Annotated in this window: 12 protein-coding genes; 1 reads left to right on the top strand and 11 read right to left on the bottom strand. The window is 73.1% G+C overall.

What is annotated here, in order from left to right; genetic code table 11:
• Positions 1 to 9 precede the first annotated feature (9 nt).
• A complete protein-coding gene (locus ACZ6JT_RS29020; protein WP_469214192.1) occupies positions 10 to 1,275 on the bottom strand; it encodes an MFS transporter in 1,266 nt (421 codons plus the stop codon).
• A 395-nt stretch (positions 1,276 to 1,670) separates the two neighbouring features.
• Here ACZ6JT_RS29020 and ACZ6JT_RS29015 point away from each other — a divergent pair, with 395 nt between their 5' ends.
• Positions 1,671 to 2,747 (top strand): glycosyltransferase family 9 protein, encoded by a 1,077-nt coding sequence (locus tag ACZ6JT_RS29015; protein ID WP_469214190.1) that lies wholly within the window; start codon positions 1,671 to 1,673, stop codon positions 2,745 to 2,747.
• A gap of 135 nt (positions 2,748 to 2,882) precedes the next feature.
• On the opposite strand, the gene ACZ6JT_RS29010 is transcribed toward ACZ6JT_RS29015, so the two are convergent.
• The 10 genes from ACZ6JT_RS29010 to ACZ6JT_RS28965 all read right to left on the bottom strand — a co-directional run bounded on the left by ACZ6JT_RS29010 (position 2,883) and on the right by ACZ6JT_RS28965 (position 13,693).
• The gene (locus ACZ6JT_RS29010; protein ID WP_469214188.1) at positions 2,883 to 3,587 is read right to left on the bottom strand and encodes a DUF6766 family protein; all 705 of its coding nucleotides are present in this window, start codon (positions 3,585 to 3,587) and stop codon (positions 2,883 to 2,885) included.
• An 82-nt stretch (positions 3,588 to 3,669) separates the two neighbouring features.
• Positions 3,670 to 4,041, bottom strand: coding sequence for a hypothetical protein (locus ACZ6JT_RS29005; protein ID WP_469214187.1), 372 nt, complete (start codon positions 4,039 to 4,041; stop codon positions 3,670 to 3,672).
• A 62-nt stretch (positions 4,042 to 4,103) separates the two neighbouring features.
• Positions 4,104 to 4,580, bottom strand: coding sequence for a hemerythrin domain-containing protein (locus tag ACZ6JT_RS29000; protein ID WP_469214185.1), 477 nt, complete (start codon positions 4,578 to 4,580; stop codon positions 4,104 to 4,106).
• Between the two features lie 148 nt (positions 4,581 to 4,728).
• Positions 4,729 to 5,145, bottom strand: a complete 417-nt coding sequence (locus ACZ6JT_RS28995; protein ID WP_469214183.1) for a CBS domain-containing protein — start codon at positions 5,143 to 5,145, stop codon at positions 4,729 to 4,731.
• A 100-nt stretch (positions 5,146 to 5,245) separates the two neighbouring features.
• Positions 5,246 to 5,521: an early set domain-containing protein gene (locus tag ACZ6JT_RS28990; RefSeq protein WP_030840292.1), complete on the bottom strand. Its 276-nt coding sequence runs from the start codon at positions 5,519 to 5,521 to the stop codon at positions 5,246 to 5,248.
• A 262-nt stretch (positions 5,522 to 5,783) separates the two neighbouring features.
• On the bottom strand, positions 5,784 to 6,977 hold the full coding sequence (locus tag ACZ6JT_RS28985) for a DUF6895 family protein (protein WP_469214182.1): 1,194 nt from the start codon (positions 6,975 to 6,977) through the stop codon (positions 5,784 to 5,786).
• A complete protein-coding gene (locus ACZ6JT_RS28980; RefSeq protein WP_469214180.1) occupies positions 6,974 to 7,834 on the bottom strand; it encodes an ABC transporter permease in 861 nt (286 codons plus the stop codon). Before ACZ6JT_RS28980 ends, ACZ6JT_RS28985 begins: the two co-directional genes overlap by 4 nt.
• On the bottom strand, positions 7,831 to 8,850 hold the full coding sequence (locus ACZ6JT_RS28975; RefSeq protein WP_469214178.1) for an ABC transporter ATP-binding protein: 1,020 nt from the start codon (positions 8,848 to 8,850) through the stop codon (positions 7,831 to 7,833). The genes ACZ6JT_RS28980 and ACZ6JT_RS28975 overlap by 4 nt, the downstream gene beginning before the upstream one ends.
• Complete coding sequence (locus tag ACZ6JT_RS28970; RefSeq protein WP_469214176.1) at positions 8,847 to 10,277, bottom strand: lanthionine synthetase C family protein; 1,431 nt, start codon at positions 10,275 to 10,277, stop codon at positions 8,847 to 8,849. The genes ACZ6JT_RS28975 and ACZ6JT_RS28970 overlap by 4 nt, the downstream gene beginning before the upstream one ends.
• On the bottom strand, positions 10,274 to 13,693 hold the full coding sequence (locus ACZ6JT_RS28965) for a lantibiotic dehydratase (protein WP_469214174.1): 3,420 nt from the start codon (positions 13,691 to 13,693) through the stop codon (positions 10,274 to 10,276). The genes ACZ6JT_RS28970 and ACZ6JT_RS28965 overlap by 4 nt, the downstream gene beginning before the upstream one ends.
• Between the last annotated feature and the right edge of the window lie 26 nt (positions 13,694 to 13,719).

Raw genomic sequence — 13,719 nt, 5'->3', positions numbered from 1 at the left:
CCGCGCCGATCAGGCGGCGGTGCTCAGCCGGGCCCGGGCGGGCAGGGCCACCTCGCGCACCGGGACGAGCGCCGCGCTGCGGGGCCCCCGGCCCTTCAGCAGGTACCCCGTGGTCACGAACGTCGCGATGGCCAGCCCGCCCACGATCAGCGTGACCCGTACCCCGGCCAGCTCCATGAACACTCCGAGCATGGGCGGCGCCGCCAGGCCCCAGACGGTGCGGATGCTGGACCAGGCACCGAGCACCCGGCCCCTCATGTGGGCGGGCGGGTCGGTCTGGAGCACGGTGGACTGGGCGGTGTCCCCGACGGATTCCGCCACCGCCATGGGCAGGACGAGGACCAGGAGCACCAGGAGGGAGGGGGCCAGCCCGGCGAGGACCTGCAGGAGGGCCCCGGCCAGGGTCAGGGCGGCCACCACGCGCACGCCCGGCCTGCGCAGCCGGGCGCCCAGGACCGCGCCGACGATCCCGCCGACGGCCAGGACCGTGGAGACCTTGCTGAAGGAAGCGGCGTCACCGGCGAGGGGCCCGGTGACCAGGACCACCAGGGTGAGGGAGTAGTTGCGGCCGAACAGCGCACTCACCCCGTTGAGGGCGGCGAGGGCGACCAGCCGCGGGCGCCGCATGAAGAAAGCGAGTCCCTCCCGGGCGCTCGTGCTCTTCACCGCGGCCGGTTCGGGCGCCGGCCGCACAGCGGGAGCGGATGCCCGGCGGGTTTCCGGGGAGGGGTCGGCTGCCTTCAGGAACGGGATCACGCCGGCCACGAACAGGAACGACAGGCCGTTGGCGGCGTAGGCCGCCGCCGTGCCCAGGAAGCCGACGGCCACGCCGGCGAGGGCGGCACCCGCGAGCCGCCCGGCGCTGTGCACGAGCGAGCCCACTCCGATGGCGGAGGGTACGTCCGGGGCGCGGACGAGATCGTTGCCGAGCAGCGCGCACGCGGGCCCGTCGACGGTGGCGATCAGACCGGTCACCGCCGCCAGCGCGAGCAGCACCGGGAGGTTGAGGCCGTCCAGCGCGACCAGCACGGCCGTGACCAGGGCCACGGCACCCAGCAGGGCCTGTGCGACGGCGGCGGTCAGCTTGCGGGGCAGGCGATCGACGGCCGCGCCGCCCACCAGACCCAGGAGCAGACCGGGCGCCATCTGGATGGACACGGACAAACCGGTGGCGGCTGCCGATCCCGTGATCTGGAGGACCATGAGGTTCTGCACCGTCAGCTGCATCCACGTGCCCGCGTTGGACACGAAGTTGGCGACGGCCCACCAGCGCATGCTGGGGTAGCGGAGGGACCGCCACGGAGAGCGGTCGGGGGTCGGGGCGGAAGAGGGCGCGGAGACAGTGGCAGACACAGGAAGGACCCAGGACGGAGCGCGAAGCGCGAGAGGCGGCAGGCGGGCGGGAGCGGGCGCTCCGCACCGCCGACGCGCACGGCGACGTCCGGCGGTAGAAGGGGGGAGGAACGGCCCCGTCCATGGTGGCAGAACCTCCCGGCCGGATCGGTGACCCGAGGCGCCCGCCGGCCCGCCGACAGGGCCCTCGGCCCTGGCCCGCCAAGGCCGACGGGGCAGCCGGTGTGTTTGCTCACAGCGGCTGCCCGCAACAGGCCGAACACCGTGCGGCGCAACCCGGCGTGCCCCCCGGGACCGTCCTCGGGACAGTGGAGGGCATGAGTGCGCACAAGCGGGCAGGCCACGCTCCGGCCGACCAGGTGTCGGCGGGCGGCCGCCCCCGGGTACTGGTCCTGCGGGCCTTGGGCCTCGGCGACCTGCTGACGGCGGTGCCCTGCCTGCGGGCGCTGCGCCGGAGCATGCCGGACCGCGACATCGTCCTGGCCGCCCCCGGCCGGCTGGCCACCGTCGCGGTCGCCACCGGCCTCGTCGACCGTGTCCTGCCCACGACCGCGCGCGGACGCGGCGTGCCCGCCGAACTGGGCTGGCAGGGACCGCCGCCGGAGCTGGCCGTGGACCTGCACGGGAACGGGCCACCCAGCCACCTGCTCCTCCAGCGGCTGCGGCCGCGCCGTCTCCTCGCCTACCGGCACGCCGAGACCCCCGACATCATCGGACCCGAGTGGCGCGACGACGAGCACGAGCGGGAACGCTGGTGCCGTCTGCTGCGCTGGTACGGCATCGAGGCCGACCCCGCGGACCTCTCGATCGCCGCCCCGGCCTGCGCCTCGCCCGCCCCGGGCGCGGTCGTCGTCCACCCCGGCGCGGACGCCGGCTCGCGCCGGTGGCCCCCGGAACGGTTCGCGGCGGTCGTACGGGCCCTGCGCCGAGCGGGCGAGGACGTGGTCGTCACAGCGGGCGCGGGGGAGGGGGCGCTGGCGCGGCGGGTGGCGAGGGAGGCCGGCCTGCCACAGGAGGCGGTGTTCGGCGGCTCCGGGGACGTGCCCTTCCACGAGCTCTGCGCGCTGGTGGCCGGTGCGCGCTGTGTCCTGGTCGGCGACACGGGTCTGGCACACCTCGCGACGGCCCTGGGTACCCCGTCCGTCGTCCTCTTCGGCCCGGTGGCCCCCTGCCTGTGGGGCCCGCCCCCTCACCCGAAGCACCGGGTGCTGTGGTGTCCCCGCGCGGGCGAGGACCCCTTGCGGCCGGGCGACGCACACGCGTCGCTGCCCGATGCCCGGCTCCTGCGCATCACCGTCGGCCAGGTGGTCGAGGCGCTGGCCACCGTCCTCGAACGGCGGGCTCCCGTCCCGGAGATCACGCGCTCGTCGGGATCCGCGGTGACAGGGTCCTGACCAAGGTGGTGGTCCAGCGCATCTTCCGTAGCGTGCGCGAAGGGGAGAAGGAGGCCACCCCGACCAGCCGGTCGCCCTTCGCGGCCTGCCCGGGTCCGGCCGGCCGAGGCGGTTGCGCGTGGCCCGTTCGGGCCCTCAGCCTTCCACGCCGGTGGAGGTGTGGGCGGCGCCCACCGGCTTGGACTCCGGCGATCCCCGCTGGCGCAGGTAGACGGACAGGATGACCATGGCGGCCACGGCCAGGAGTTCCGACTGCCAGTTCTGCAGCGTCCTGCTCCAGAAGTCCGGTGCGATCAGGTAGGCGCCCCAGCCGATGGGGTCCTGGAGTTGGCGTAGCTGCTGCTCGTCGTAGGCGGCCACTCCCGTGATGGACTGGGCCAGCCAGGACAGGACGAACAGAGCGCCCATGACGAGGCCCAGCGAGCGGGAGTACACCAGCTGCCGCCAGTCCTTGGTGCCGGCCCAGCGCGGCGAGTCCTTCCCGGCGTGATCGCCCACCCGCTGCTCGTGATCGGACTCGGAACCGATCTTGTGGAGCTCCTTCGATTCCGGTGAGCCCCGCTGCACGAGCCAGACGGTGCCGAAGATGAACAGGAAGAACTGCAGGAACTCCGACTGCCAGTTCTCCGTGACGTCCACGGCGAAGTCCGAGGACGTCATGTACTCGCCCAGACTGATCTGCTGGAGGCCGTCGTCGGCGAGCTGGGCGTTGAAGTCGGCGTGTCCGGCCAGCGCCTGTCCGAGCAGGACCAGCAGGAACGCCGAACCGAAGGCGAGAGTGAGGCTGTTGTCCCTCCAGAAGCTCCCGTCCTGCCGGCTCCCCTGTCGGCTTCCGCTCATCGCTGCATCGCTCCGATCGCGATGAAGTAGCCGAGCCCGCCCAGGATCACGACCAGGCAGGCAACGAAAAGTCCTCGCACGCTCATCCGCCCTTCACGACGCACTGGTAGGGCTTGTCCTCCTGCGGGGTGCAGCCTGCCGCCACGACCCGCCATCCGCCGGTGAACTGCGACAGGAACAGCGTCTCGCCGCCGGCGTGGACGAGAGCCTGCCGCCCGTAGACCTCGGCGCCGTTCACCGCTGCCGAGGCCGGGAGGTCCTGCCCCTCCAGCGCCTTCCCGCACGCTTGCTTCTCGTCCTCTTCCACCTGCGTGCGGGTCTCAGGGGCCAGCAGGTCGCACGCTGCCCCGTAGTTCCGGGAGGCGAGCGCCTGCTCGAAGGCGCGGCCGGCATCGCGGGCACCGTCCACGCGCGTCCCGGACGCCCCGCAGCCCGTCAGGAACACGGTGAGCATCCCGGCAAGGGCCGAGGCACCGGCCGCCGTCAGAGCCGCACCGCGAGAGCCGGCCGCCGGTGTCATCGGCTGCCGGCGCTGGGGGTGGCCAGCGGATCCCGTGGCGCCTTCGGCTTCTCGGCTTCCAGCCGCTCACCGAGTTCGGTGAGCCGGTTTCGTCCCATCGCCTTGCGGACGTCGGGGAACCATTCCTTCTCTTCTTCCTCGACGTGGTGGCGGACGTTCTCCATCAGGACGCTCATCTTCGCCTTGAACCGTTCGTCGGCCGCGTCCATGCCCTTGAGCTCGGACAGCATCCACACGACCGCGTGGTGCTCCTCGATGCTCTCCAGGATGTGGTCGGTGGTGTCGGGCGCGGCCTCGCGGGCGGCGGGGTAGAAGATCTGCTCCTCGATCCAGGCGTGGACGGTCAGCTCCTCGACGACCTGGTCGGCGATCCTCCGGCGTTCGGCCGTGTCCTCGTCCCCGGTCTTCTCGAACTGTTTGAACAGCTTCTCCACGGTCTTGTGGTCGTCACGCAGAAGCACGATCGCGTCCATGAACATCCTTCGTCTATGCGGATTACGGGACGAACACCCAGGTTTCCCTACCCTGAGGGCCGGTCTTTGCCGCGTGGTCATACGCGCGGGGTGTTGCACGACGCGCGCATACCCCGCTTACGGACGCACACTCCGAAGCCGGCGCCGGTCAGTCGACGGAGAGGGCCTGAAGGAGGTCGCCGACCTGGGGGTCGGGCAGGGCGCGGGCGACGTCGGCCTGGGCGACGATGCCCACGAGCCGGTGGCCGTCGATGACGGGCAGGCGCCGTACCCGGTGGTCGGCCATCGTGCGCATGATCTCGGCGGCGTCGTCGTCGGCTCCGATGGTGACGGCTTCGCCCTGGGCGAGTTCTCCGGCCTTGCACTGGGCGGGGTCCTTGCCGGCGCCGAGGACCTTCACGACGATGTCGCGGTCGGTGAGCATGCCCTTGAGCCTGTCGTCGGTGCCGCAGATCGGCAGCGCTCCGACGCCCATCCGCGTCATCTTCTTCGCGGCCTCGAGGACCGTCTCTTCGGCGCCGATGCACTCGGCGCCCTCCGTCATGATCTCGCGCGCCGTGGTCATCCGGCCGCTCCTCTCGGTAGGTCTCGTCATGCCCGTGCTCTCGGGCCCGGAAAGCCGGGCGGGCGGGCACCGCTGGGGTGCCCGCCCACGCGCGTTCGACTCAGGTGTGCAGGCGGCTGTTGGTGCCGTCGTGGCCGTCGGCGTGGTCCTCGTCGAACCAGTAGTCGCCTGCGGCCAGGTAGCGGAAGGAGTGCACGCTCTTGCCGGGCAGGGCGACGGTGACCGCGCGGGTACCGTCTTCGCGGGGCACCAGGGTGTGGGTGCCCGGCCGCCAGTCGTTGAAGTCACCGACCACGCTGACCGGGCCGGGGGGCGCATCTGCGGGCAGGACGAATGTGACCTGGGTGCGGTCCTTGAGCTGCTTGCGTTCCAGCACGGAGTCTCCTGGCGGCAGGGGCGGATCGTCGCGGGCCATCCTCCATCCGGCGCCGCGGGGCGAGCACCGGACACGCCAGGGGAGGTCACCTTCGTGGTCGCGCACTGGGCCGAAGAGCGTACACGCTGCCCCTGCCGGTCCCATGGAAGGGCGCCCTACCGGCGGAAGAACCCCCGGCGTCCCTCCCGCGTCCTGGTCGGCCCCGGAGCGCCCGGATTCCCGCCGATCCACCGGGACACGTGCCTGCGGGGCGGTGGGGTGGTCACGGTGCGGGGGAGTCCCACTCGAGGGCGAGGCGCAGCGCGGCTGCCGAGCGGGGCAGGGGAGCGGTCTGCGAGCCGAGGTGGGCGGCGGCGTGCAGGATCTCGTCCAGGAGCACCGGATCGCCATCCTGCACGGCGATCACCAGGAGGGGGTCGAGCTGTTCGCGCCACGCGTCGTGAGCGGAGGGGCGCGTGCGGACCTCGTGCGCCCAGGCGATCATCTCCGTGCGGTCCGCGCGGGGCATCGGGACTCCGAGGTCCGGTCCCGGGGGGACGGAACGCAGGGTCACCACCGCGGCGAGCGCGGCCGCGAGCGTCGTGTGGTAGCAGGTGCCGAAGAGGTAGGCAGCGGCTTTGTCGCCGGTCAGGCCCTCGAGGACCGCGGGCCTGTGCACCGGGCTGGGAACGGCCCCGTCGGAGCGCTGAGCGGCTTCGACGGCTTCCCATCCCTGCCGTTCGAAGGACAGGGTGGGTCCGCCCAGTGCCCGGGCGCACAGCAGGAGCTCGGACAGCAGGTCCAGGTTCCCGCGTGCCAGGTGCACGCCGAGCAGTACGCGTACGGCCTCTCGCAGGGCTTCGCTTCCGGGCGTGTCCGGGCAGGGGCGCTGCCCGAAGTCGGTGGCGTAGAAGACGGAGTGCGTCAGCGCGTACGTCTCGCTGCTCGTCAGCTGGAGTACGTCGGGGCCGAGGGCGGCGATGCTCCGGGCGTACAGCGACTCGGCGTCAGGCAGACGCGCCGGGGCGGCGAAACCACCCCGGTCGAGGAAGTAGCGCAGTTCAAGACGGTTGAGGACGGGTTTGTACAGCTGGGTGTGGCCGCCGGCATCGGCGTCCAGCAGCGCTTGGCAGCGGCTGCGCGCCGTGGGCTGGGGGCGGCCGAGGAGGTCGAGGAGAGCCACCAGATTGAGGTGGTAGGGGAAGAGCTCGCCGGCCGTGCGCAGACCTTCGCCGAAGGAGGGCGCGGCGGCCGTGCGCGCGGCCAGGTCGACGGCACGGCGGGTGAAGGCGGCGTCGGCCTCCGGTGGGACGCCGGGCCGGTTCAGCAGCCGCACCAGGCCCAGTAGTTCGAGGAGCGTGCCGGGCGGGAAGGGCCGGCGGGGCAGGTGTTCCTCCCAGCGCTCGGGGGAGAACCACTCGAGGTTGGTCTCCAGCCAGCCGAGCGCACCCGCCAGCACCCGGGCGGCGGCGGTCATCGGCCGCTCCGCAGCCGCAGCAGGGCCAGGACGGCGAGGAGGATCGCGCCGAGCACGGCGAGGTCCGCCCAGAGGGGGAGGAGGCCGCTGCTGCCGAGGAGGGTCTGACGCGCCAGGTCGACGGCATAGGTCATGGGGTTGAGATGCATGATCCAGCCGAGCCAGGTGGGAGCGTCCTGCGGGCTGAACACCGAGCCGGACAGGAACAGCATGGGGAACATCGCGAGCTGGACGGTTGCCTGCAGGGTCTGCACGCGCGTGATGACCGTGGCCAGGCAGAGGCCGATGACACTGAAGACGGTGGCCGCGAGCCCGTAGCAGCCGACCGCGGCGAGGAAGCGCAGCGGAGTCAGATGGACGCCCATCAGGGGGGACAGGGCCAGCATCAGCACGCTCTGCACGGTCACCATCCCGGCTCCGGCGGCGACCTTTCCCAAGGGGAGGCAGATCCGTGGCACGGGGGCGACGATGAGCTCGCGCAGTACGCCGTACTCGCGGTCCCAGGCGTAGGTCTGGCCCGAGGCGATGCCGATCGAGACGACCTGGATGGCGATGATGCCGGGGAAGACGTACGCGCTGAACTCCACCGGGTCGCCCGCTCCGTCGGCCCCGACGGTGCCGATCATCCCGTCGAAGCCGACCGCGTACACGAGGACGAAGAACAGGATCTGCACGGCCTGGCTGAGGAGCACTCCGGGCCGTTTCACCTGACGGAGCAGATCGCGGTGGGCGATCACCGCGATGGCGCGCAGAGCGGTGCGCAGAGGGGCGTCGGCCGGGGTGAGGGGCGACGTGCCGTCCGGGGCGTGCCGGGGAAGCCGTCCGTCGGGCGGAGCGGGGGCAGGGGCGACGGTCATCGGGGGCTCACACTCTCCTGCGTCTGCGGCGGGCGGGTGCTGTCGGAGTGGGCGGCGGCCGCGAGGTACACGTCGTTCATGGACGGGCGGTGCACGGAGACCGTCAGGCCGGGTACGTCGAGCGCGCGGACGACGTCGGCGATCCGGGCCTCCGGGTCGGGGCAGTGCACCGCGACGCCGCCGTCCTCGATCAGGGGCTCGAACCCGGCGGCGCGCAGCTGCCGTGCGGCGGCTTCGTCGTCCGCGCAGGACACCACGATGCGCGAGGAGTCGAGGCTGCTCTTGAGACGGCCGACGCTGTCGTGCCGGACGACGCGTCCGCGTTGGAGGATGACGATGTCGTCGGCGTACTCCGCCTCGTCCATGTAGTGCGTGGCGAACAGGACGGTGACGCCGAGCTCGTCGCGCAGCTGCCGGAGGTCGGACCACACCCCGGCGCGCACGGCGGGGTCGAGGCCGTTGGTGGGTTCGTCGAGGATCAGCAGGCCCGGGCGGTGCAGCAGCGCACGCGCGATCTCGACGCGCCGGGCGAGGCCGCCGGAGAGTTCCTCGACGGGCTGGCGGCGCCGTCCGGTGAGGTCGAACCGTTCGAGGAGGGTGTCGATGCGGGCGCGCGCCTCCGCTCGGGGCACCCCGAAGAGGCGGGCGTGGAACCAGAGGTTTCGGTCGATGGAGAGCTCTTTGTCCAGGGTGCGTTCCTGGAAGACCAGACCGAGCCGCCGGCGGGCGGCCATCGGCGCCTCCTCGACGTCGTGCCCGAAGATGCGTACCCGTCCGGAATGGGGTCGTGAGGCGGTCGACAGGACGCCCAACAGGCTCGACTTCCCGGCGCCGTTCGGCCCGAGGAGGGCCGTGATGCGGCCGGGGGGCGAGCTGAGGGACACGTCCTGGACGGCGGTCACGTTGCCGTACCGCACCACCAGACCTGTCGTCTCGAAGGCCGCGACGGGTGCGGGAGGAAGGCCGGGTGTGTGCGCGGGGGCGTCTTCCCGCGGTGCGAGCGGCGGCCGGATCATGCGAGCCCCAGCGTGCGGTCCCAGGCGAGCGGGGAGTCGTGCACGGGAAGCAGGCACAGGGCGACACCTGCCGCTCCTTCGAGCATGCCCGCGGTGTCGACGGCCCGGTGCGGTACCGGCGAACGGGCCGCGGCGGCGAACCGCATGAGGTGGCGGAAGCCGAACGGGGCGTCCGGATCCGCACAGTCCAGGGTCCGCCTGAGCAGCAGGGCCCGGCCGACCTCGAGTTCGGCCCGTGCCTGGGGGTCCGTGACGTCCCGGGCCACGCGGGCGACGATCCTCAGCAGTCCGCCGTAGCCGTGGCAGACCGTCGCGCCCTCGATCGCCCACTCGGACTCGTCCCGCCGCAGAGCGGCCCGCAGCGCGTCGACGGCCGCGGTGGTCCACTCCGGGCGGTTCAGGGCGCGTCCGGCCCGGAAGAGGGCGGCCGCGACACCGGGGGTGCCGTAGCACCAGGCGGTACGGGTGAAGAGCGGGCCGGGGCGCTGGTCGGCGACTTCGTCGTCCCAGCTCGCGCGGGCCGGCCAGTAGGGTCCGGCCGCGTCGTGGAGCGTCCAGCCGAGGAGCCACTCGGCGATCCGGACGATGGCGTCGCGCAGGGCGGCGTCCGCGTGCCCCCTCTCGTAGGCGGAGGTCAGCACGGCGAGCGGACCGGTGATCCCGTGGGCCATGCCGAGGTTGAAGTCGCCTCGCGGGTACGTCGTGCGGTCGCGATCGGTGACCTGGAGCTCGGCGGGGACCCACCACCCGGGAACGTCCCGTCCGCGGACCCGCACCGGTTCGGTGAGCGCGATCAGGTGCCGCAGGGAACGGCCGAGCGCCTCCTCGACCGCGGGACCGGACTCGGCGGCGTCCGTCGCCGAGTCCAGCAGGAGGCGGGTCGTGCCCGCCAGTCCGTTGATGAGGTCGTACGCGGCCCAGTCGACGCCGGGGCCACCGGCGCCGCTCCGGTCGCGGAAGGCGTCCAGGCGGTCGGTCTGGTCCTGGGCGAGCCAGCCGGCGAGGCTCTTGCGGAGCGACCCGTAGTGGCCCTCGGGTCCGGCGCAGGTCTGGGCGGCCGCGAGCAGGGCCGCCGGCCCGGAGAACAGGCCCAGGCTCGGCGCGGAGTTCATGGCGCGGCCCGCGGCGGCCAGGTGCTGGTGGGCGGCCTGCCGCCAGGCGTCGTCGGAGCGGGCGAGTTCGCCGTAGAGCAGGGCGGTGCCGGGCAGGCCGTTGGCCAGCGTCATCGGACCCCACATCACGGCGTCGTAGATGGGGTCGCGGTTGTCCTCGCGCGAGGCGACGCTCGCGACGTGCTCGGGGTCGGCGAGCCGGGACGCCACAAGGGCGACGGCCGCTTCGGCGGTGAGAGGGGCCGGTGCGGATCCGGCGGTCGTGAGGTCGGCCGCGGGCCGTGAGGTGTCCGTGCCGTGCGTGTCGGTCGTCATGAGTTCTGGTGCCTCCGGCGGTTGAAGTGGTCCTGCACCGCGCCGCGGGCCGTGCCGAGGACTGTCATCTCGCGCGCGCTGTCGCCGCCGAAGAGCCGGTTGCAGACCATGTGGAGCAGGCTGCCCACCACGCGTCCCTCCGGGGTCGGCCCGCCCGCGCGGACCGCGTCGGCCAGCCGGCGCACCGCACGGTCGCGCTCCTCGAGGACGGCGAGCAGCCGGGCTCCCGTCGGGTCCGGGGCGAGCCCGGGCCAGCCGTCGTACGGATCGACCAGACGGCGCCAGTGCGCCTTGCGGGAGCGGAAGGCGGACGGCAGCTCGCGGCGCGTGCCCGTCATCGAGAGCCAGGCCACCGCGGCGTCGTCCCCGGGGTCGGCCGGCATGTCCGCGAGCCGGGGGTTGTCGGGTGCGGGCGGGCCGAAGGCGTGGGCGAGGGCCGCACAGGAGACCACCGCGAGATCGTCGAGGTCGAGCCGCTCGAAGCGCGCGGGGCCCTCGGACGCGGGCACGGGGTTCTTGACGAGCCGCAGCAGTTCGACGGCGGCTTCGCTGTCGAAGCGGAAGACCTGCTCCGCCAGGTGCTGGGCGTCCGGGCCGCCGTACCGCTCGATCTCGGGATCGTAGGGTGCGACCGCGTGTCCGCGTACGAGCCCCGACCGCTGCCAGCGGTCCAGGAGCGTACCGACCGCGGGAGCGACCTCTCCCCACAGCGCACGGGGATCGGTGCCGTGCAGACGTACCCGCAGGTGGTGGCCGTCGGCATCGGTGTAGCGGATGAAGAACCAGTTGTCGCAGCCGAGGCCGGCGGCCAGCGAGACGAGCTCGGGCAGGTGATCACGGATCAGCTCGTCCTGAGCGCGCGCCGCGCAGTACAGCTTGAGGTAGAGCCACTCGCCTCCGAGACCGTGGACGGTGCGCGCGAGCTGGCGGTTGCCCGCGTAGGGACGCCGCAGGGAGAACCCGGCGGAGGCGGGGGCCGAAGGAGCGGCGGGGACCGAAGGAGCCGGGACCGAAGGAGCGGGGACCGTCGGGTCGGCTTCCGCGGCGACCGCGTCCCGGCGCACCATCGGAACGACAAGTTCCGACGTGTGTCCGTCCAGGGGGCTGTCGAGCCAGCCCTCGTACTCGCCCGGGACCTCCTGGGCGATCAGGTCGTGGTGGCGCAGTACCTGGTCCCGGAGGAGCTCGCGGTGCCAGGCGTCGTCGAGATCGAGGAGCAGGCGCTGGTCGGCGGTGACGGCGAGCACGTGGTTCGGTACGTCCCACTGCGAGCGCCACGTGCGGACGGCGGCAGCCCATTCCCCGGGCTGGGGTTCGGCGGTTCGGGTCCGCAGCTCCTGCGCCATGGCGCGCAGGGTGTCGAGCCGCCACACGGCGCAGGCGAGCACGAACCGCCCGTACCGAACGCGCGGTACGAAGGGCGCGTCGGCGAGCGGTCCCCAGTTCCACGGCTCCCACAGGCGCTGTCCTTCGAGCCCGATCTCCCACAGCAGACGTATGGCGTTGGGTGCCTGGGCCGGAGCGCTGACCATGTTGCCCAGAACCGGCACGAGTTCGCGGCCGGTGGGCAGGTGGACGGCCGTCAGGCGATCGAGCGTGGCGCCGATGCCTATGTCGGACAGCGCGAGCTCTTCGACGCCGCCCGGCGTCCCCGGTTCCGGGGCGCCGGCGCTTCGATCGCCGTTCGCGACGTTCGGCACCCCTACGCTGATCCGCACGCCGGTCGCCGGAACGGTGTGCGCGAGATTCGCGGCCCGCCCCGAGCGCGGCCGGAACGCCAGGTCCACCGGGACGGCGTCCTGGACGTGCACGGGGTTGTCACGGTGCAGGGCGGCGAACTCCTGCTTCCACTGGGGGTCTTGATCCGCGAAGCGGGCGAAGGTCGATCCGGCTCGGTGGGAGCCCGGTGAGGGCGAGAGGAAGACCAGGAAGTCACCCTCGTCAAGTGCCTCCACCCGGGGGGCGACCAGCTGCACGGTCACCTCGCAGGAGTTGGGCAGGCCGGCGGAGGGTGCTGTGGCGGGCGCCTCCACCCCGTCATGGCACAGTTCGGCGAGGTCGGCGTCGCCGATGACGATCTCCCGGTGGCCACCGCGTTGCGCCGCTGCCGCGAGGCGGGCCAGCGCGCGGTCCCGGGTCGCCGTGCGCGGGTCGGCGGGCGGGACGGGTGCGGCCTCACTGTTGGGCCAGCCGTAGCCGGCGGGCGGACCCAGTCCGGTGGACTCGTCCAGGAGTTCCAGGATCGGGACGAGCCGGTCGGCTCCGTGCACGTCGAGGAACCGGCGGTGGAAGTCCCGCAGGGAGAAGAGCCCGAGCTTGGGCCGGGACAGGTGCCACATGACGGTCGTGGCCCGCTCGATGACGTTCCGCACCTCATGCGGCACATGGAGCGAGGAGTCCGTGCGGGTGTCGATGTGCAGGGGGGTGTCGTCCGGCTCGACGGCTCGTGCGGCGGCGAGGAGCCGGCCCAGCTGCGCGCTCCCCTCGCCCACGGCCTGGGTGTCGTAGAGCCGTCGTTCGCGCTCGACGGCCTGCAGGCCCTCGTGGATCCGCCGGGTCTCGGCGGTTGCCGCGTCCATGTCCACGCCCGCCAGGAGGCCGAGTACGTGGTGCAGGGGGTCGCCGCCGTCCAGCGGCGGGCGCAGGCCCGTGATCAGGAACTCCTGGCGCACCAGCTCGGCGAGCAGGTCCCGCACCCGGTCGAGCGGGGCGCCGGGGAAAGCGGCCAGTGTGCGTTGCACGAGCTCGGCGTACGGCAGCGGGGACGCGGCCTCGGCGAGGGCCCGCTCGACGACCGGCGTGCGGCGCAGCGAAACGGTGGAACGCCCCTCGCCGTTGTCCCCCGGACGCACCCCCTGGGTGGAGGGGGAAGCCAGGACGAGACGGTCGCCTCTGGGGACCAGCGCCTGGTGTGCCTGGACGGGCAGCCCGGCGAGGACGGCCGGGTCCTGTTCGAGACGGTGCCCGATCCGGGTCAGCCACTGCATGTCCGCATGCGTGCGCGTGCGGTGGTCGTTTCCGCGCTCCGTTTTCGCGGCCGAGTCGAAGCGGCCGACGGAGACGCCCGCGAACAGGCCGAAGGGGGTGGGCCTGGTGCGCATCCGGATGTCGTAGCGGAGTACGGCGAGAGCGGCGCGGCGCAGTTGGCCCGGCCTGATGCCGGCAGGTCCGCGTTCGGCGACGCGGCGGACCAGTGCGTCCAGGCTGGGCGAGGCCAGGGCCAGCGCCTCCTGGAGGCGGGGGTTGGCCGGTACGGAGGAGAGGAGAGCCGCGCAGGCTTCGAGGTCCTGGGGGTCGGGCCCGTGTTCGGCGGTGATGACAGGTCCCGCACCCGGACCGGTGGACTGCGCCAGCGGTGCGCGGTGCAGGAAGATGTCCCGCGCCTCGAACAGTGCCGTCGGTTCTGGTTCCCCCATGGATCCTTCCCTTTCGTGTCCCTGCG

This window comes from Streptomyces sp. NPDC046308, from assembly GCF_055588065.1.
The sequence above is the reverse complement of the archived record's forward strand: the minus strand, read 5'-3'. Positions and strand labels throughout refer to the sequence as shown.